The organism is Mesorhizobium sp. USDA 4132 (assembly GCF_056279545.1).
Genome location: NZ_JBWCCP010000001.1, coordinates 2,629,139 through 2,647,677, shown reverse-complemented (window position 1 = coordinate 2,647,677; position 18,539 = coordinate 2,629,139). Strand labels below are relative to the sequence as shown.

Here is an 18,539-nt window from a genome sequence, read left to right as displayed (position 1 = left end):
GTCTTTCCACCCGCGCGGCGGCAACCCCGCCGCGCGGTCCTGTTATCCGGAGTCATTATGCTCGATCCTGTCTCTCTTCCCGAAAAGCCGCCCATTCTAGAAATGCGGGGCATTTCGAAGAGCTTTGGCGCCATCAAGGCGCTTTCCGATGTCAGCTTTACCGTCAAGGAAGGTGAGATCCATGCGCTCGTCGGCGAAAACGGTGCCGGCAAGTCGACGCTGATGAAGGTCCTGTCGGGTGTGTATCCGCACGGCTCCTATGAAGGCTCGATCCTTTTCGCGGGTGAAGAACGCCACTTCCGCGACATCAACGGTTCCGAGAAGCTCGGCATCATCATCATCCATCAGGAACTGGCGCTCATTCCGCTGATGTCGATCGCGGAGAACATTTTCCTCACCAATCCGCCGGCGCGTTACGGCGTCATCGAGCGGCATGAGCGGCACGAGCGCACCAAGACGCTGCTCGCCAAGGTGGGCCTTACCGAACGGCCAGATACGCTGATCACCAATATCGGCGTCGGCAAGCAGCAGCTCGTCGAGATCGCCAAGGCGCTTTCGAAGGATGTGCGGCTGCTCATTCTCGACGAGCCGACCGCGTCGCTCAACGAGACGGACAGTGCCGCGCTCCTCGAACTCCTGAAGGAGTTTCGTGCGCATGGCATCACGTCGATCCTGATTTCCCACAAGCTCAACGAAATCTCCGCCGTCGCCGACCGCATCACGGTGCTGCGCGACGGCCGTACGGTGGGCACCCTCGATTGCCATGCCGGGCCCGTCGAAGAAGACGAGATCATCCGCCGCATGGTCGATCGCGACCTTGAAAGCCGCTATCCGAAGCGCGAGCCGAAGATAGGCGAGGTGATTTTCGAGATCGACAACTGGTCGGTCTACCACCCGCTGCATTCGGATCGTCAGGTGGTCAAGAACGTGTCGCTGAAGGCCCGCGCTGGCGAGATCGTCGGCATTTCGGGCCTGATGGGCGCAGGCCGCACCGAGTTCGCGATGAGTGTTTTTGGCCGCTCCTGGGGTCGCGACATCACCGGCACCGCAAAACTGCACGGCAAGGAAGTGGACCTTTCCAACGTGCATCGCGCGATCAAGGCCAAACTTGCGTATGTCACCGAAGACCGCAAGCAGCTCGGCCTCATCCTGCCGGAGGACATCCGCAAGAACGTCTCGCTCGCCCATCTCGGCGGGGTTTCCTCGCGCGGGGTGATCGACGACATCGCCGAGATGAAGGTGGCTCAGGAATTCCGCACCCGCATGCGCATCCGCAGCCATAACGTCTATCAGGAAACCGGAAAGCTCTCGGGCGGCAACCAGCAGAAAGTGGTATTGTCGAAGTGGCTGTTCACCGAGCCTGACGTGCTGATCCTCGACGAACCGACGCGCGGCATCGACGTCGGCGCGAAATACGAAATCTATACGATCATCAACGAGCTCGCCAATGCGGGTAAGGCGGTGATCGTCATCTCGTCGGAAATGCCTGAGCTGATCGGCATTTGCGACCGTATCGTGGTCATGCACGAAGGTGCGTTCGTCGGCGAAGTCGCCGGCGAAGAGGCCACGCAGGAAAATATCATGCGCGCCATCATGCGGCGCAAAGGGAGAGAAGTATGAGCACCCCCCAGGAAACAATCGCGGTGCCGCAGAGCGCGGCCGGTTTTCTGAAGGACAACCTGCGCGATTTCGGCATGCTGATCTCGCTGGTCGTCATCGTCATCTTCTTCCAGGTCGCCACTGGCGGCGTTCTTCTGATGCCGCTCAACATCACCAACGTGGTGCTGCAGAACAGCTATATCGTCATCATGGCGCTTGGCATGCTGATGGTGATCGTCACCGGCCATATCGACCTGTCGGTCGGTTCGGTGGCCGGTTTCATCGGGGCAGTCGCCGCGGTGCTGATGGTTCAGTATGATGTCAACTTCATCGTCGCGACGATCCTGTGCCTGGCACTCGGAGGGTTGATCGGAGCCGTTCAGGGATATTGGGTCGCGTATTTCAAGATCCCGTCCTTCATCGTCACGCTTGCGGGCATGCTCGTGTTCAAGGGCCTGATGATTTCGGTGCTCGACGGACGCTCGATCGGGCCGTTCCCGCCAATCTTCCAGAAGCTGTCGTCCGGCTATATCGTCGAGCTCATCTCTTCGGCCGGTGGTCTCTACATCACCTCGCTCCTGCTCGGCCTCGTTCTTGCGGTGATCCTCATCGTGCAGAATATCGCGAGCCGCAAGCGCCGCATTTCGCATGGCGTCGAGACGGAGCCCTTCGGTTTCTTCATCGCCAAGAACCTGCTGATCTTCGCCGGCGTCGGCTACGTCGCCTTCCTGATCTCCTCGCATCGCGGCATGCCGAACGTGCTGATCATCATGGCGGTGCTCATCGCGGCCTACGGCTTTCTGACCAACCGCACGATCATCGGCCGGCAGATCTATGCCGTCGGCGGCAATATCCGCGCCGCCGAACTTTCGGGCATCAAGACGACACGGCTGACCTTCTGGACATTCGTCAACATGGGCGTTCTGGCGGCGCTGGGCGGTCTCATCGTCGCAGCCCGTCTCAACACGGCGCAACCAAAGGCAGGCATCGGCTTCGAACTCGACGTCATCGCCGCCTGCTTCATCGGCGGCGCCTCGGCCTATGGCGGCGTCGGCAAGGTGACGGGTGCCGTCATCGGCGCCTTCATCATGGGCGTGATGAACAACGGCATGTCGATCCTCGGCATCGGCATCGACTACCAGCAGGTGATCAAGGGCCTGGTCCTACTCGGCGCCGTCTGCGTCGACGTCTATAACCAGCGCCGCTGAGGCGCCGCTTTCCTTCAAGATTGCCTGATGAAACTTGAAAGCCCGGATGCGTTAGACGCCTCCGGGCTTTTTCGCGTTGACCCGGTTTAACCGCGTCGGCTTCAGGGGTGACGGATGGACGGTCGAAACCGGCTTCAGGTCGCCTGCTCGGTCACCGCCTCTTCGATCACATCCTCGGGGATATCATCGAAGGACGAGTAGTTGAGGTTGTAGAGCTTCGAATAGAGCTTCTTGTTCTTCATCAGCTCGCGGTGATTGCCGCTCTCGATCAGCTCGCCGTTCTGGAGCACGATGATGCGGTCGGCCTCGCGAATGGTTGCCAGGCGATGGGCGATGACGAGGCCGGTGCGGCCTTCGAGCAGCTTGACCAGCGCCTTCTGGATCAGCATTTCGGTATAGCTGTCGATATTGGCGGTCGCCTCGTCGAGCACCAGGATTTTCGCATCCGCCACAAGCGCGCGGGCAAAGCTCAGAAGCTGGCGCTGGCCGAGCGAGAGATTGCCGCCGCGCTGGCCAAGGATGCTTTCGTAACCATCCGGCATGCGCATGATGAACTCGTGGGCGCCGACCGCTTTGGCAGCCTCGACCACCTGTTCGCGGGTCGCGTCCGTCTTGTGGTAGCGGATGTTCTCGAACACCGTTCCGGTGAACAGGAACGGCTCCTGCAATACCATGGCGATCTGCCGGCCGAGCGATTCCTGGGTCAGGTCACGCACGTCGTGACCGCCGACCAGAACCTGGCCCTTCTGCACGTCATAGAAACGGTGGATCAGCGACATGCAGCTCGACTTGCCCGAGCCCGTCGGGCCGACCAGCGCGACGGTTTCGCCGGGGTTCACCTTGAAGCTCACATGTTTCAGGACCGGGTGCTTGGGATTGTAGCCGAACACCACATCCTTGAATTCGACCGAGCCGTCCATGTCCGACGTGAGGACCTTGGCGTTCGGCGCATCCTGGACATCGACCGGCACGTCCAGCACTTCGGTCAGGCGCTGGCCGGACGCCATGGCGCGCTGCATCACCGAATATTGCAGTGTCAGCGACCGGATCGGGTCGAAGAAGCGCTGGATGTAGAACAGGAAGGCGACCATGACGCCGACGTCGAGCGCCTGGTTGAGCACGCGGGCGCCGCCGACCACGACGACCAGCGCCATCGCAAGGCCGGTCAGCGAATCCACGATCGGCACCATGACCTGGGCGTATTTGGCCGCATTCAGATGAGTGTTGAGGTTGGCGCGGGCCTTGTCGTCATAGAGTGTGAAGTTGACGCTCTGGCGGTCCATGCTCTGGACGGCGCGCACGCCGTGGATGGCTTCGGCAAGCGCCCCGTTGGCGATCGAGTTGGTCTCATGCGCGGCCATGAATGATTTGCGAGCGCGCGGCAGCCAGAACAGGCGGACGACGAAGAGGACGGGCAGGGCGCAGAGCGTCAGCAGGCCGAGCTTGAAATCGAGCGTCAGCATGACGAACACGATGCCGAACAAAAGGGTGATATCGCCGACCGAGAGAACTGAGGTTTCGAGGAATTCCTGCATGGAATTGACGTCGCCCTGCAGGCGCGACATTAGGCGGCCAACCTCCGTCTTGTCCATCCAGGAGAGCGAGACGCGTTGCAGATGGGTGAACATCGCCCTGCGGATATCGAAGAGCACGTCTTCGGCCACGCCGCCAACCAGCGTTTCCTGCGCATAGCTGGCCCCGAAATTGATGAGGATCGCCGCGAGAAAGGCAACGATCGACCAGATCAATATCGACTGGCTGTCGCTGCCCGCCTGCATGCCGTGGTCGATCGCGTAGCGGATGATCAGCGGGATGAGGAGCTGCATGGCCGTGAAGGTCAGCACCGCAAGCACGGCCCAATAGATCTTGGTGCGATAAGGCCGCACGAAGCCCCAGATGCGCCTGACGATGTCGCTGTCGAAGACCTTACCGAAGATTTCCTCTTCGATGCGATGCGAGCCGACCACCGCGCGGGGCGGGCGCCTGCCGTCGTCACGAACGTCGGAGCGTTCGGTTTCCAGTTCCTCGGCCATGTATCCTCCCTCAGGCGCTGAGCGCGTCGTCGCCCGGACGTACCTGCAGATCGTAAAGCGCCTTGTAGCGGCCGCCGAGCGCCAGCAGCTCGTCATGCGTGCCGCTTTCGACGATGCGGCCCTCTTCCATGAACAGGATCCGGTCGGCATGCATCAGCGAGCTCAGGCGATGGGCGACGATGATCGTCACCCGGTCGGCTGCATATCTGCGCATGGCAGTACGAATGCGCTGTTCGGTGCCGGCATCGATCGCCGCGGTCGAATCGTCGAACACCATCACTGCCGGGCGCAACATCAGCGCGCGGGCGATCGACAGGCGCTGCCGCTGGCCGCCGGAGAGCGAGACGCCGCGTTCGCCGACGACCGTGCCGTAACCGGTCGGCAGGCCGAGCACGTAGTTATGCAGCTGGGCGCTTTCGCTGGCACGCTCGATGCGGCCTTCCTTGGCCCACGGGTCGCCATAGGCGATGTTGTTTTCGATCGTCGTCGTGAACAGAAAACTGTCCTGCTGGACCACGGCCACCGACCGGCGCAGCGATTGCAGCGTGGCGCTGTGGATATCCTGGCCGTCGATTGTGATCCTGCCGCCCGTCGCATCATAGAAACGCGGTATCAGGTGGGCCATGGTCGATTTGCCGCTGCCGGGCGGGCCAACGATGCCGATCGTTTCGCCGCGCTTGGCCTCGAAGGAAACGCCGGTCAGGACCTGATGTTTCTCTGCTCCGGGATAGGCGAAGTCGACATTTTCGAACCGCAGCGTGCCGTCGGTGACCTTCAGCTCCTTGGCGCCCTTCTCGTCCTTGATGGCAATATCGAGGTCGAGCAGTTCGAACAGGCGCGCGCCGCAGGTGGAGGCGCGGGCAAAGGCGTTGACCATCAGGCCGAGCTGGCGAACCGGCATCTGCAGGATGGTCATGAAGGTGAGGAAGGAGGTGAGCGTGCCGACGGTCATCTCACCGGCCATCACCTTGGTGCCGCCGACCCAGAGAACCAGGCCCATGGAGGCGAAGAAGGACAGTGTCATGGCGCTGGTATTTGCGACCCGGATGCCGACGCGCTGATGTGCCAGGGATACGGCGCTCTTCGACGCCACCTCGAACTTGTCGAGCTCGTGATCCTGCGCGGCAAAGGCGCGCACGACGCGGATGCCGCCGAGGTTTTCCTCCATCACGCGGGTCAGAACCGAAAGCCGTTCCTGGAGGTCGAGCCAGGTGGCGCGCAGCCGCAGTTGCGTCACCGACGACCGCCAGCCGACGAACGGCACGAAGCTCAAGGCCAGCAGGCCGAGCACCACGTCGGTCGACAGCAGAAGATAGGCACCGATACCGATCAGCACGGTCAGGAGAACCATGCGCACCAGCGCGGTCGAGAAATACATGCGCACGCCTTCGAGATCGAGAAGCCCGACGGTGATCAGGTCGCCCGAATGCATGCTGTCGTGAAAGCTGAAGGAGAGCCGCTGGATCTTCTCGTAACAGGCCAGCCGGAGGCGGTAGCCCATATGATGGCCGACCGCCTCGCTGAAATAGTTCTGGAACAGGGTGAAGATGCCGCGCAGCACGCTGGCGCCGAGCAGGAGCAGTGCTGTCGTCAACAGCGCATCCTGTGCCGCCTGGCCGGCATCGCCGCCGGTCAGCGCCACCTGCGTGTGGTCCACCGCCTGACCGAGCAGCCGCGGGATCATCAGCTGAAAGCTGGAGGCGATCAGGGTCGCGCCGATCGCGAAGCTCGATTGCCACGGATGACGGAAGGCCATGACGGTAATGCGGGTCAGTATCGAGAAGCCTTTGCCCCAACCTGCCGCATTCACCAGCGCCAACGAAGCCGACGGCTTCGCAGCGCGAACTGTTGCATCGCTGCTCACGGTTTTATTCCAAAATGAATTACAGAGCCGGAAAAATATCCGGAAAGACGGCCATTATGAGATGAAGATTCGGGACCTTTATCTAGCCTGCATACTGACGCTGATCAGTCAACCGATTTGGACCGAAAACGGAGCCGCCTGTGATGATTTTTTGACCTGTGTGTCGCCTGAATTTTCGGCAACGAGCCTGTCGGTATTCCAATGCCTGAGCATGCGGATGCGGGAGGGAGAATGCCCATCAGGATGTTGACCGCGCTTTCTTTTGTCTCCGTGCATATCGCAAGGTCAGTTCCTGCCTGATATCGTCGCGCCATAACTGACAAGAAAGGTTTGGCTTTCGCATGACCAGCGGCCTGCATCACATCACCGCCATCACCCGCAAGATCCAGGCGAATGTCGATTTCTACACGGGCTTTCTAGGCCTGCGGCTCGTCAAGCGGACGGCGGGTTTCGAGGACGCCCGCCAGCTTCACCTGTTCTACGGGGATGGTGCGGCGACACCCGGTTCGCTGGTGACCTTCCTCGCCTGGGAGGATGGCTCGCTTGGACGCGTCGGGCATGGTGCGCCGAGCGAGATCAGTTTTGCAATTGCGCCCGAGGCAATCGGTTTCTGGCTGACGCGGGCGCTACAGTTCAACGTCAAGCTTTCCGGCCCGGCCCAGGAGTTTGGAGAACCGGTGCTGCGACTGACCGACCCCGACGGCATCATCGTCAAGCTCGTCGGCGTCGAGGAGACGACGCCCTGGGTCTGGTGGAGCGGCGGCGGTATAACCGAAGCGGATGCGATCCGAAAACTCCACGGCGCGACGATCCTTGCCGAGAAGCCGGAGCAGACGGCGGCGTTTCTGACGCGGCATATGGGCCTCGGGCTCGGGCCGAAAGAGGGCAATATCCAGCGGCTGGTGTCGGATGCGCGAGATATCGTCGATGTCCGCGACGCCGGCGGTTTCTGGACTGCTGCACCCGGCACCGGCACGATCGACCATATCGCGTTTCGCGCCGTCGATCGGCCCGAGGTCGAGGCGGTGCATGCGAAATTGCTGGCGGAGGATGCCGGCGAGATGAACATGCATGACCGGCATTATTTCCACTCGCTCTACGTCCGCGAGCCGTCCGGCACGCTGATCGAACTGGCGACGGACGGGCCGGGTTTCACCGCCGACGAGCCGGTTGAAGCGCTCGGGTCCGAGCTGTTTATCCCGGCGCATTTCAAGGAAGACCATGACGTCCTGCGGGTGATGCTGCCGCAGTTCGGCTTGCCGGGCGAGGAGCGCATCATCTATCGCGACCTGCCTTTCGTGCACCGCATCCACATGCCGGAGAGTTGGGACGGTTCGACGCTGGTGCTGCTGCACGGCAGCGGCGGCAATGAAACGACCATGCTGCCCTTCGGACGCAAGGCGGCTCCGAACGCCATGCTGATCGGGGTGCGCGGGCGATCGACGGACGAGGGGCATCCGCGATATTTTCGTCGTTTCACGGAGACGACGTTCGATCAGAAGGAGATCGTCTCGGAAGCGGAGGCCTTCGTCGCCTTCGTGGAGGAACTCGGTCCAGCCTATGGCGTCGATCCGGCGCGGATGGCCTTTGCCGGCTGGTCCAACGGCGGCAACATGATCGGCGCGGTGATGCAGCTTCATCCGGACCTGATCCGCAAAGCGGTCCTGCTGCGGTCGATGAACTGCCTGGAAGCTCGGCCGGCAGTCGATCTTTCCGGCACGCATGTCCTGTCGCTCAGCGCGACCGACGATTTTTACGGTTCGCTGGCCCGGGAACTCGAAGAGCGGCTTTTCGCTGACGGAGCGGAACTTACTGCCAGGACGCTTGATGCCAACCACGGGATCGGCACCGAAGACGAGATGGTCGCCCGTGACTGGCTGATCGAAAATGGCTTCTAACTAGTCGCCGTAATGCAGAGCGATGGCATCAACCGCGGCGGATATGTCTGCCTTGAACCCACGCCTTCGAAGCGCCATGCCATAGGCCGTCAGGTTGCCGAGCACGATATCGAAACGGGCGCGCTGGCCGGTATGGTTGAGCCGGATCAGCCGTTCGGCGCCGGGGCCGACGCCGGCCGAAAGCTCGATGCCGCGCGGGGCGACGGAGAGAACGGCGGTTGGGTCGGCTGCGGCCGGAAGCCTGGCCGCCGTCACCAGGTTCGAACCATGCAAGGCATCGATCCAGAGTTCGCCGCCCATCGCGGCAAGTGCCGCGCGGGTCGCTCGAGCGGCGCGGACATGCCGGGCGACAATCGCATCGATGCCTTCCGCCTCGACGCGATTGAGGGCGGCTTCGAGCGCAAAGAATTCGAGCGGGGCGGTGGTGCCGGAAAGCGCACCGCGGCCAGTTTCGAGCCAGGCTTTTTGGTCGAGAAGCGAGAGAATCGAATCCCTTGGCGCCCCTTGTTCAGAAATCAGTTTCCAGGCGGCAGGGCTGACGGAGAGCGCCGAAACCCCGGCGGGTCCCGCCAGCGCCTTCTGCGGTCCGATAACGGCGATGTCGATGCCGAGTTCGTCGATGCCAAGTGCATGGCCGCCGATCGAGGCGACCGCGTCCACCACCGTGACGATGCCGCGGGAACGCGCGAGGGCTACGATCTCCTCCAGCGGGTTGCGGATGCCGCTTGCCGATTCCGCATGGACGATGGCCAGGACCTTGATGTCCGGATGCGCATTCAGCGCCGCCTCGACCGCTTCCAGTCCGATCGGGCGGGCGGGTTCTGCAGCGAGGTCGACAACCTCCGCACCGCCGCGCCGGAGCCAGGTGCCGAACCATCCGCCATACATGCTGGTGACGATGTTGATCGCCTTCAGGCCGGGGCGGGCGAGGCTGAGGGCGGCCGCTTCCAACGCGACGACCGCCTCCGCCTGGATCAGTAGGACGTCGTTGCGGGTCTTCAGGATTCTGGCGATCCGGTCGGCGATCGCAGCGTAACGCACAGCGGGAAAGGATGGCGCGTCGTTCAGCGGGTTCCAGCGGTCAAACGTCATGGGAGGGTCCTTCCGTTGGTTCTGTCAAAAGTCGCGGTACAGCGTTGATCAGCGCCTTGGCTGCAGGCGATTGCGGGTTTTCGATCACCTGCCGCATCGGCCCGATCTCGGTGAGCCGCCCGGTTTCCATGACGGCGATCCGGTGCGAGACGGCGCGCAGGACGGCGAGATCGTGCGAGACGAAAAGATAGCTGATGCCGCGCTCTTCTTGTAGCTCGACCAGCAGTTCGAGGATCTTGCCGCGGATCGAGACGTCCAGCGCCGATACCGCCTCGTCGAGCACGATCAGCGATGGTTTTGTGGCGATGGCACGGGCAATGGCGATACGCTGTCGCTGGCCGCCGGAAACCTCGCGGATCGATCGTTCGCCATAACTTGCCGGCAGGCCGACGCGGTCGAGAAGTGCTGCTATCTCCCTCGTTCGCTCGGCTTTCGGCGCGATGTTGTGGATGCGGAGCGGATCGTCGATCACGGAGGCGACGGTCGCGCGCGGATTGAAGGCGCCGAGCACGTCCTGAAACACCATCTGCATCCTGGCCCGGCGGCGGCGCAGGTCGGTGCCGGACAGCGAGAGCCAGTCCTCGTCCTCAAACCGGATGGCGCCGGCATCGGCCGGCAGCAGTCGCATCAGGATGCGGGCGAGGGTGGATTTTCCGCTGCCCGAGGCGCCGACGAGGCCCAGCGTCTCGCCGGGTTCCAGCGTCAACGAAACATCGCTGACCGCCGCGACTTCACGGCCACCGGACGAAAATCGCTTCGAGAGGTTTTCGATCGTAAGCAGGGTCACGGCGTGGCCTCCCGGATGAGCGGAGGCGTCGCGAGGTCGCGATGGCTGGCGATCAGCGTCTTTGTGTAGGTCTCTTTGGGGGAGGCAAGGACATGTCCGGTCTGGCCCGATTCTACCAGCCTGCCGTCCTTGAAGATTGCCACCCGGTTCGCAAAACCGGAAGCCAGCGCGATGTCGTGGGTGATGAAGATCAGCGTCATGCCGGCCTCACGAACCAGTTCGTCGAGCAGCGAGACGATCTCTGCCTGCACGACCATGTCGAGCGCGCTGGTCGCCTCGTCGGCGATCAGGATGCCGGGCCTCGCGGCAAGGGCGGCGGCAATCGCGACACGCTGACGCTGGCCGCCGGAAAGCTGATGCGGGAAGGCTTTCATCGCCTTGTCCGGCTGAGGCAAGCGCACCCGCTCCAGCATGTCGAGCGCCCGGGCGCCGGCGGCTTTCCACGACAGGCCGAGATGCCGGCGGGCGCCTTCGGCCACCTGTTCGCCGATCGTCAGGACCGGGTTGAGGCTGGAGGATGGGTCCTGGAAAACGAAGCCGAGATCGCGGCCGGGCAAAGGCGACCCGCCCGAAGACCATCGCATCTCGCCCGCCAGTTTCGCACCCGGCGGCAAGAGTCCGGCAAGGGCTCGCGCGAGCGTGCTTTTACCGGAACCGCTTTCGCCGATGATCGCCAGCCGCTCGCCGGCGACGATGTCGAGGTTGAGATGATCCAGCGCCGGCAGCGTCTGGCCACGATAGGTGACCGACAGGTTGCTGATCTGGCACAGCGTGCTCATGGCTCCAGCCTCCGGCCGCCAAGTGCCTTGGTGAGGCCTTCGCTGAAGAGGTAGACGCCGACGACCGTGACCACCAGGGCGATGCCGGGGAAGATCGACAGCGACGGCGAGGAGCGCAGGATGTTGCGGCCCTCGGCGATCATCGAACCCCAGGTGACGACGTTCGGATCGCCGAGGCCTAGGAAGGAAAGCGCAGCTTCGGTGAGGATCGCCGCCGCGACGATGATGGCGGACAGGGCCAGAACCGGCGGCAGGGCGTTCGGCAATATCTCCCGGAAGGCGATTTCAGCCGGATGCATACCGATCACCCGGGCGGAAGCCACGTAATCCCGCTCGCGGATGGAAAGCACCTGCGCCCCGCGTCAGCCGCGCCGGATCGGCCCAGGCGCCGAGCGCAATCGCCAGCACCACGACCGGCACCGAGGCGCCGATGACGCTGACGAAGGCGAGCGCCAGCAGGAAGCTTGGGACGATCTGGAAGGCATCGACGACGCGCATCAGCCCCTCGTCGATCAGCCCACCGGCAAAACCGGCGGTCAGGCCGACGCAGAGGCCGATGGCAATCGCCGCCAGCGCCGCTGCAAGGCCGACCGCCAGCGACGTGCGGGTTCCGTGGATTATGCCGGCCAGCACATCGCGGCCAAGCCGGTCGGTTCCGAGCGGGAAGGCGGGGTCGGTAAAGGGCGGCAGCAGCGCCCGGCCGGCGATGCGCAGCGGATCGCCGGGGGACAATGCGGGCGCAAACAATGCCACGAGCACCAGAGCCACAAGGATGCCGAGCCCGATCGCGCCTTCCGGCGTCCGGATGAGATTGCGAAGGAGCTTCATGGATTGGGCTCCGAGGCACCGACACGGGGGTCGAGGGCGGCATAAACGAGATCGACGAGGAGATTGACGCAGATCACCAGCACGGCGCTGACGACGATGATGCCCATCAGCAGCGGCGCATCACGTCCGCTGACGGCCTCCTGCGCCAGCCGGCCGAAGCCCGGAATGGCAAAAATGCTCTCGATGACGACGCTGCCGCCGAGCACGGCGGCCGATTGCAGGCCGAGCATGGTGACGAGCGGCAGAAGCGCATTGCGCGCTACATGGCGCAGCACGATGCGGCTGCGGGAAAGACCCTTGGAGCGGGCGAACAGCACGAAATCTAAGGTCCAGGCCTCCGCCATGCCGGAGCGCATCACCCGCAGGAACAGCGCCATGTAGATCAGCGCCAGCGCGCCGACCGGCAGGACGAGGTGCCGGACGATATCTAGAGTGCGGGCAAGGCCCACCTTGCCGGAGGCGATGGTCTCGATGCCCGAGGTCGGCAGCCAGCGGAGCTGCACCGCAAAGACGATGCTGAGCACCAGTCCGAGCCAGAAGCTCGGGATCGCGTAAAGAATGAGGGAAAAGGTAGAAAGCACTCTGTCCATTGCACTTTCAGGCTTTGCGCCGGCGATGATGCCGAACGCGGAACCGAGCCCGAAGGAAAGCGCCGTGGCGCTGCCCATCAGCAGCAGGGTGTTTGGGAGGCGCTCAAGAATGAGATCGAGAACCGGTCGTCCGAAGGCGACCGACCAGCCGAGATCGAGCCTTACAAGCGAGGAGAAATAGAGCCATAGCCGGGCGAGCATCGACTGGTCGAGGCCGTAGGCCCGGCGCAACGACTGGGCGACCGTCGCGTCGCCGCCGCCGATCGACAGGAGATAGGCATCCACCGCATCGCCGGAGGCGGATTCGAGCAGGAGGAAGGTCAGGACGACGACGATCAGCAGCACCGGAATGCTGCTGATCGCGCGACGTCGGATCAATCGAATGGCTCGGTTCACGCCGAAAAGCGCCTCTGAATCGGATAGTCCGTCAAGCCTATCACGATTTCAGCGCGGTATCCGACCAGTTCGACACCGCCCAGCGCGGATTGTTGGAGACGTTCGAAACCGTATCCCGCGCCACGGTAATGAAGCCCCATTCGGCGACGTTGATCAGCGGCAGGTCCGTGGCGACGATCTTCTGGAACTGTTTGTAGAGTTCCGTGCGGGCTGCGGTATCGACCGTTTCCGCAGCCTTGGCGATGATGCCGTCGAGATCCTTATTCTCGTAGCCGCCCTGGTTGGAGAAGGGCACGCCGGCCGGAATGCCGGACTGGACGAGAATGGTCGTCGAGATCGCCGGGTCGCCACGGAAGACCGGCGGGCCGATGGCGAGATCGAAATCGTGATCCGTGTAGACCGCCTTCTGGTGGGCCGCCGAATCCGCGTTGATCAGTTGCGCATCGATGCCGACTGCCGCGAGCGCCTGCCGCAGGTAGTCGCCGAACTGCTTGGTCTCGTTGAAATAGGGCGCCGGGCGCAGTTTCAGCGAGAAGCGGGTGCCGTTGGCGCCTTTCTTGTAGCCGGCCTCGTCGAGCAGCGCATTCGCCTTGGCGGTGTCGAAAGCGTAGGTCGGCACGCTGGCGTCATAGAATTCCGGGGCGTTCTTCGGCACAGGGCCGGTCGAGGCGGCTGCGTAACCCAGGAAGATCGTGTCGACGACGAACTTCTTGTCGATCGCATGAGCGATCGCCTGTCGGACCTTGACGTCGGCGAGCTCCTTGCGGCGGTGGTTGATCTCGACGACGAGCTGATAGGTCAGCGCCTCATAGCCCTTGGAGATCACCTTGATGCCCGACACCTTGGAGATGCGGGCGAGATCGGTGAGCGGCACGGCCGAGAAGGCTGCAAGCTGGATTTCCTCCGCTTCCAGTGCGGCACCTGCGCCGGCGCGATCCGGCAGGACGCGGAAGATGATCTCGTCGAGCTTCGGCTCGCCCTTGCCCCAGTAGCCGGCATTCTTGGTCAGGCGGTAATATTCGCCCGGCTTGTATTCCGTAAGCTTGAACGGTCCGGTGCCGACCAGCTTCACATTGGCCGGGTTGGTGGCGATGTCGGTGCCTTCATAGAGATGTTTCGGGACGACGCTGCTGACCACGGGCAGGGCGTTGCGGATGAGCTGCAGCGGTGTCGGCTTGGAGAACTTGAAGACCGCGGTTGTCGCGTCCGGTGTCTCGACGGCTTCGAGATTGGCGAAGACGAGGCGGCCGAGGTTCTGCAGCGGCTTCCAGATGTTGAGAGCCGAGTAGGCGACGTCGGCCGAGGTGAACGGCTTGCCGTCATGCCATTTCACGCCCTCGCGCAGCTTGAAGGTGACCGACTTGCCGTCAGCCGAACCTTCCCAGGAGGTTGCGAGGCGCGGCGCCAAGCCGTCCTTGCCGTCGAAGGAGGCTTCGGCGAGCGGCTCGATCACCTTGCTCGCGATAAAGAACACGCCGTTGGAGGCGACGATCGACGGGTTGAGGTTTTTCGGTTCCGAGTCGGCTGCAACGACCAGCCGGCCGCCGGCGGCGGTGCCTTGAGCAAGGGCGAAAGTCGGCAAAGCTGTCGAGGCGAGCAGTGTGCCGCCCGCCTGCAAAAGGGTCCGTCGGGATAGGGTGGCGATCGTCATTGCTCTCTCCTGCATCCAGCCATTTTTCAGCATATTGCCAGCGAAATGAACGGTCGCACAGGCAGGAAATTCCTCTGTGGGGCATTCGGGAACAAATTCTTGGGCGCGGACGGGTGGAAGGTGAATTTTCCATTGCGCCATAAAGGCTTAGTGCCGGGTCTCCAGCTTGTCGCGAAGGGCGGCGAGGATCTCCTCCGCGAGCGGCGTATCGCCGACCGCGCGGGCGAGCGTCATTCCTCCGACCATCTGGGACAGGACGACGATCGACTTGCGACGCCGATCCTCATCGCCATTGCCGTCGACGATCTCCTGCAGCAGCTGGAGGTGGTTTTCGATGCCTTCGGCGAACACCGATTGCACCGCTTCACCCTGCCGGGAGGCGTCGGCGCAGAGAGAGGCGAGAGTGCAGCCCTTGGCTTTGAAGATCAGGTTCGGCCGGGACAGATACATGCCCGTGATCGCCTTGAGCGCCTTTTCGCGGGTATGGCCGATCGTCTCCCGCCACGCGGCGGCGTTGAGCGCAAGCGCCTGGCGCGTCGCCTCGGCCGCCAGGTCCACTTTGGATTTGAACTGGCCGTAAAATCCACCATGCGTCAGGCCCGCCGCCTTCATCAGGTCGGCGATGCCGATGCCGTCAAAACCGTATTCGCGGAACAGTTCGCCCGCTTTCAACACCACGCGGGCGCGGTTTTCCTCGGCTTCCTGGCGGCTCACCTTCATCGTCTTCTCCTTCGAATACCTTGACTCTTATATTTGGATTGTCATTTAAAGGAGATAAATGATGATCAAAATTTAAATCGAGGTGAAACATGCCGGCAAGACCGAGCGACAGAATAGTGATCACCGGCATGGGCATGGTCTCACCACTTGCCAGCGGCGTGGAAGCCACCTGGAAACGCCTGATCGAGGGCCGCTCCGGCCTGCGCCGGCTGTCCGACGAGATGGTGCCGGATATCGACGCCAAGGTCGGCGGCGTCGTGCCCGGCATTGATGAGGACGAGTTCGGTTTCAATATCGACCTTGCGGTGCCGCACAAGGAGCGCAAGAAGATGGACCGTTTCATCGCATTTGCGCTCGAAGCCTCGCGGCAGGCGCTGGAGCAATCCGGCTGGGTCGCCGATACCGACGACAGGCAGGACCGTACCGCGACGATCATCGCCTCCGGAATCGGCGGGTTCCATTCGATCGCCGAGGCGGTGCGCACGGTGGACGCGCGCGGCGCCGGCCGGCTTTCACCCTTCACGGTCCCGTCCTTCCTCGTCAATCTCGCGGCCGGCCATGTCTCCATTCGTTATGGCTTTAAAGGCCCGATCGGCGCGCCGGTGACGGCCTGCGCGGCAAGCGTCCAGGCGATCGGCGACGGCGTGCGGATGATCCGGAGCGGCGAAGTCGACGTGGCGCTCTGCGGCGGCACCGAGGCCTGCATCAACCGCGTCGCACTTGGTGGATTTGCGGCGGCACGTGGTCTCTCCACCGCGTTCAACGATACGCCTGAAAAGGCGTCGCGGCCGTTCGATGCCGCGCGCGACGGTTTCGTCATGGGCGAGGGCGCCGGCATCGTCGTTATCGAGACGCTTGAACACGCGCTGGCGCGCGGCGCGACCCCGCTTGCCGAAGTGGTCGGTTACGGCACCAGCGCCGATGCCTATCACCTGACCGCCGGTCCGGCCGATGGTTCCGGGGCGAAAAGGGCGGTCCAGCGGGCACTGCAGATGGCGGGCCTTCAACCCGAGGCGATCGGTTATCTCAACGCGCACGCCACGTCGACACCGGTCGGTGACGCGGGCGAGCTTGCGGCGATCAAATCCGTCTTCGGCACCAATAACGGCCCGGCGATCTCCTCGACCAAGTCTGCGACCGGACATCTGCTCGGTGCAGCGGGCGGCTTAGAAGCGATTATCACCGCACTGGCGCTGCGCGACGGCATATTGCCGCCGACCCTCAATCTCGAAGATCCCGATCCGCTCGCCGAAGGGCTAGACCTTATTGGTCCGCAGGCCCGTCACGCAGAGGTCGAATACGCGCTGTCCAACGGTTTCGGCTTCGGCGGCGTCAATGCCAGCGTCATCCTGCGCCGCTTCGATGAAAACGCAATTTAGGGAGAACCGCCATGTCCGAAGTCGTCATCGTCCAGCCGCTGCGCACCGCGATCGGCAAATATAACGGCTCGCTCGCCGGCATACCGGCCGTCGATCTCGGCGCTGCGGTCATCCGCGAGACGATCGCCCGCTCCGGCCTCGACGCCGCCGAGGTGGCCTCGGTCACCATGGGTAACGTCGTCCAGGCCGGCAACAGGATGAACCCGGCGCGACAGGCGGCGATCCATGCCGGCCTGCCGGTCTCGGTGCCGGCCGTCACGGTCAACCGCGTCTGCGGTTCCGGTGTCGAGGCGATCGCCAGTGCGGCCAAGGATATCTGGCTCGATCATGCCAAGGCGGCCATCGCCGGCGGCATGGAGAGCATGGACCGCGCGCCCTACCTGATGAGTGGCGGCCGCTGGGGGTATCGCATGGGCCATGCGGAAATCTTCGACAGCATGCTGCTCGACGGGCTGCACGATGCGTTTTCGGACAGACATTCCGGCTGGCACACCGAGGACATGATCGCCTCGCAGCAGATCAGCCGTGCGGACCAGGATCGCTGGGCGGCACGTTCGCAGCAGCGTTTCAGCGCCGCTCGGGCCGAGGGCAGGTTCGCTGCCGAGATCGTCGGCATCGACCTTCCGGTGAAGGGCAGCGTGAAGCGTTTTGCCGTCGATGAAACCCCAAGGCCGGATACCACGATAGAGGCGCTTGCCAAACTGAAGCCGGCCTTCCGCGACGACGGCACGATCACCGCCGGCAATGCACCCGGCCTCAACAGCGGTGCGGCGGCGATGATCGTCGCGGATCGGGCCTTTGCCGAAGCCAAGGGCCTGCGCCCGATGGCGCGGCTGGTATCCTATGGCGTCGCCGCGGTCGAACCCGGCATGTTCGCGCTTGGGCCGATCCCGGCCGTCAACCAGGCGCTGGAGCGTGCCGGCTGGGCGATCGGCGATATCGAGCGGATCGAGATCAACGAGGCCTATGCGGCGGTACCGCTTGCGGTCCTGAAAGGGCTCGGCCTGCCGGAGGATATCGCCAATGTCGAAGGCGGCGCGGTGGCGCACGGTCATCCGATCGGCGCCACCGGCGCCATCCTGACGACGCGGCTTCTGCATTCGATGCAGCGCGACGGCCTGAAGCGCGGTGTGGTGACGCTCTGCATCGGCGGCGGCCAGGGCATTGCGCTGGCGCTGGAAATGATCTGATCGGAGCAGCAAAAAGCGCGGCAAGAGGGATTGCCGCGCTTTCCGTCTATCCAGGCAGAGAGGACCTTTTCGGATAGAGCTTGGTTTATTCAGATCTCGACGACGACGTAGTCCTCATCGATCGAGACCGGAAAGGTCTCGGCCTGATAAGGACCTTCCGTCAGCGCACCGCCCTTGGCGACGGAAACGTCGAAACTCTTGACGCGGGTGCGTGCCGGGTCGCACCAGGATTTGCCGGTGCGGATGTCGAATTCCCAGCCGTGCCAGGGGCAACGGACGAGCTCTCCGTGCCGCGTCATGCGGACCTTTCCGGGCTCGTCCGCTTCGGCCAGCCCCACGACTTGGCCGCGGCAGAGGTCGGCGCCTTCGTGCGGGCAGCGGTTGGCAATGGCGAAGAACTCGCCCTTGACGTTGAAGAGGGCGATGTCGCGGCCTGCGACCTTCACCAGCTTGGATTTGCCGATCTCGAGTTCCTCGACCTTGGCGATGACATGACGGGCCATTCTCTATTTCAATCCATCGATA

General features: G+C 63.4%; 14 protein-coding genes and 1 pseudogene. 5 read left to right on the top strand and 10 right to left on the bottom strand.

Translation table 11 applies throughout. The annotated features are described in order from the left end of the window. Nucleotides 1-57 precede the first annotated feature (57 nt). Both mmsA and mmsB read left to right on the top strand, forming a co-directional pair. Nucleotides 58-1,620 carry a multiple monosaccharide ABC transporter ATP-binding protein gene (gene mmsA / locus ACZ9IU_RS13485; protein WP_038543711.1) on the top strand — a complete coding sequence of 521 codons (1,563 nt, stop codon included), beginning with the start codon at nucleotides 58-60 and terminating at the stop codon, nucleotides 1,618-1,620. After that, nucleotides 1,617-2,807 carry a multiple monosaccharide ABC transporter permease gene (gene mmsB, locus ACZ9IU_RS13480; protein WP_038543709.1) on the top strand — a complete coding sequence of 397 codons (1,191 nt, stop codon included), beginning with the start codon at nucleotides 1,617-1,619 and terminating at the stop codon, nucleotides 2,805-2,807. The genes mmsA and mmsB overlap by 4 nt, the downstream gene beginning before the upstream one ends. A gap of 134 nt (nucleotides 2,808-2,941) precedes the next feature. Here the strand turns inward: mmsB and ACZ9IU_RS13475 are convergent, their stop codons facing one another. Together ACZ9IU_RS13475 and ACZ9IU_RS13470 are read right to left on the bottom strand one after the other, a co-directional pair. Continuing rightward, nucleotides 2,942-4,840, bottom strand: a complete 1,899-nt coding sequence (locus ACZ9IU_RS13475; RefSeq protein ID WP_038543706.1) for an ABC transporter ATP-binding protein — start codon at nucleotides 4,838-4,840, stop codon at nucleotides 2,942-2,944. Between the two features lie 10 nt (nucleotides 4,841-4,850). Further along, nucleotides 4,851-6,704, bottom strand: a complete 1,854-nt coding sequence (locus ACZ9IU_RS13470; RefSeq protein WP_173426749.1) for an ABC transporter ATP-binding protein — start codon at nucleotides 6,702-6,704, stop codon at nucleotides 4,851-4,853. A 341-nt stretch (nucleotides 6,705-7,045) separates the two neighbouring features. Between ACZ9IU_RS13470 and ACZ9IU_RS13465 the strand changes: the two genes are divergently transcribed. Beyond that, nucleotides 7,046-8,602, top strand: coding sequence for a VOC family protein (locus ACZ9IU_RS13465; protein WP_038543701.1), 1,557 nt, complete (start codon nucleotides 7,046-7,048; stop codon nucleotides 8,600-8,602). Here the strand turns inward: ACZ9IU_RS13465 and ACZ9IU_RS13460 are convergent, their stop codons facing one another. From ACZ9IU_RS13460 to ACZ9IU_RS13430, 7 genes and pseudogenes are all read right to left on the bottom strand, one after another. Beyond that, a complete protein-coding gene (locus ACZ9IU_RS13460) occupies nucleotides 8,603-9,694 on the bottom strand; it encodes a pyridoxal-phosphate-dependent aminotransferase family protein (RefSeq protein ID WP_038543699.1) in 1,092 nt (363 codons plus the stop codon). Next, nucleotides 9,684-10,481 carry an ABC transporter ATP-binding protein gene (locus ACZ9IU_RS13455; RefSeq protein WP_038543697.1) on the bottom strand — a complete coding sequence of 266 codons (798 nt, stop codon included), beginning with the start codon at nucleotides 10,479-10,481 and terminating at the stop codon, nucleotides 9,684-9,686. Before ACZ9IU_RS13455 ends, ACZ9IU_RS13460 begins: the two co-directional genes overlap by 11 nt. After that, entirely contained in the window at nucleotides 10,478-11,260 is a 783-nt protein-coding gene (locus ACZ9IU_RS13450; protein WP_038543695.1) for an ABC transporter ATP-binding protein, read from the bottom strand. The genes ACZ9IU_RS13455 and ACZ9IU_RS13450 overlap by 4 nt, the downstream gene beginning before the upstream one ends. Further along, nucleotides 11,257-12,088, bottom strand: a pseudogene (locus ACZ9IU_RS13445) (ABC transporter permease). The gene ACZ9IU_RS13450 and the pseudogene ACZ9IU_RS13445 overlap by 4 nt, the downstream one beginning before the upstream one ends. Beyond that, entirely contained in the window at nucleotides 12,085-13,074 is a 990-nt protein-coding gene (locus ACZ9IU_RS13440) for an ABC transporter permease (RefSeq protein ID WP_038543690.1), read from the bottom strand. Before ACZ9IU_RS13440 ends, ACZ9IU_RS13445 begins: the two are co-directional and overlap by 4 nt. A gap of 40 nt (nucleotides 13,075-13,114) precedes the next feature. Next, on the bottom strand, nucleotides 13,115-14,725 hold the full coding sequence (locus tag ACZ9IU_RS13435; RefSeq protein ID WP_038543689.1) for an ABC transporter substrate-binding protein: 1,611 nt from the start codon (nucleotides 14,723-14,725) through the stop codon (nucleotides 13,115-13,117). A gap of 147 nt (nucleotides 14,726-14,872) precedes the next feature. Next, nucleotides 14,873-15,445: a TetR/AcrR family transcriptional regulator gene (locus tag ACZ9IU_RS13430; protein WP_038543687.1), complete on the bottom strand. Its 573-nt coding sequence runs from the start codon at nucleotides 15,443-15,445 to the stop codon at nucleotides 14,873-14,875. A gap of 89 nt (nucleotides 15,446-15,534) precedes the next feature. On the opposite strand from ACZ9IU_RS13430, the gene fabF reads away from it, so the two are divergent. Both fabF and ACZ9IU_RS13420 read left to right on the top strand, forming a co-directional pair. Beyond that, nucleotides 15,535-16,824 carry a beta-ketoacyl-ACP synthase II gene (fabF, locus tag ACZ9IU_RS13425; protein ID WP_038543684.1) on the top strand — a complete coding sequence of 430 codons (1,290 nt, stop codon included), beginning with the start codon at nucleotides 15,535-15,537 and terminating at the stop codon, nucleotides 16,822-16,824. Nucleotides 16,825-16,835: 11 nt separating this feature from the next. Next, on the top strand, nucleotides 16,836-18,014 hold the full coding sequence (locus tag ACZ9IU_RS13420) for a thiolase family protein (protein ID WP_038543681.1): 1,179 nt from the start codon (nucleotides 16,836-16,838) through the stop codon (nucleotides 18,012-18,014). Between the two features lie 89 nt (nucleotides 18,015-18,103). Here the strand turns inward: ACZ9IU_RS13420 and ACZ9IU_RS13415 are convergent, their stop codons facing one another. Beyond that, complete coding sequence (locus tag ACZ9IU_RS13415; RefSeq protein ID WP_038543680.1) at nucleotides 18,104-18,517, bottom strand: Rieske (2Fe-2S) protein; 414 nt, start codon at nucleotides 18,515-18,517, stop codon at nucleotides 18,104-18,106. Nucleotides 18,518-18,539: the final 22 nt, after the last annotated feature.

Bases quoted from the DNA above. Each gene is read 5' to 3' on its own strand.
- ACZ9IU_RS13420 (WP_038543681.1), top strand. From the start codon at position 16,836: ATGTCCGAAGTCGTCATCGTCCAGCCGCTGCGCACCGCGATCGGCAAA.
- ACZ9IU_RS13435 (WP_038543689.1), bottom strand. From the start codon at position 14,725: ATGACGATCGCCACCCTATCCCGACGGACCCTTTTGCAGGCGGGCGGC.
- ACZ9IU_RS13415 (WP_038543680.1), bottom strand. From the start codon at position 18,517: ATGGCCCGTCATGTCATCGCCAAGGTCGAGGAACTCGAGATCGGCAAA.
- mmsB (WP_038543709.1), top strand. From the start codon at position 1,617: ATGAGCACCCCCCAGGAAACAATCGCGGTGCCGCAGAGCGCGGCCGGT.
- ACZ9IU_RS13465 (WP_038543701.1), top strand. From the start codon at position 7,046: ATGACCAGCGGCCTGCATCACATCACCGCCATCACCCGCAAGATCCAG.
- ACZ9IU_RS13460 (WP_038543699.1), bottom strand. From the start codon at position 9,694: ATGACGTTTGACCGCTGGAACCCGCTGAACGACGCGCCATCCTTTCCC.
- fabF (WP_038543684.1), top strand. From the start codon at position 15,535: ATGCCGGCAAGACCGAGCGACAGAATAGTGATCACCGGCATGGGCATG.
- mmsA (WP_038543711.1), top strand. From the start codon at position 58: ATGCTCGATCCTGTCTCTCTTCCCGAAAAGCCGCCCATTCTAGAAATG.
- ACZ9IU_RS13450 (WP_038543695.1), bottom strand. From the start codon at position 11,260: ATGAGCACGCTGTGCCAGATCAGCAACCTGTCGGTCACCTATCGTGGC.
- ACZ9IU_RS13475 (WP_038543706.1), bottom strand. From the start codon at position 4,840: ATGGCCGAGGAACTGGAAACCGAACGCTCCGACGTTCGTGACGACGGC.
- ACZ9IU_RS13430 (WP_038543687.1), bottom strand. From the start codon at position 15,445: ATGAAGGTGAGCCGCCAGGAAGCCGAGGAAAACCGCGCCCGCGTGGTG.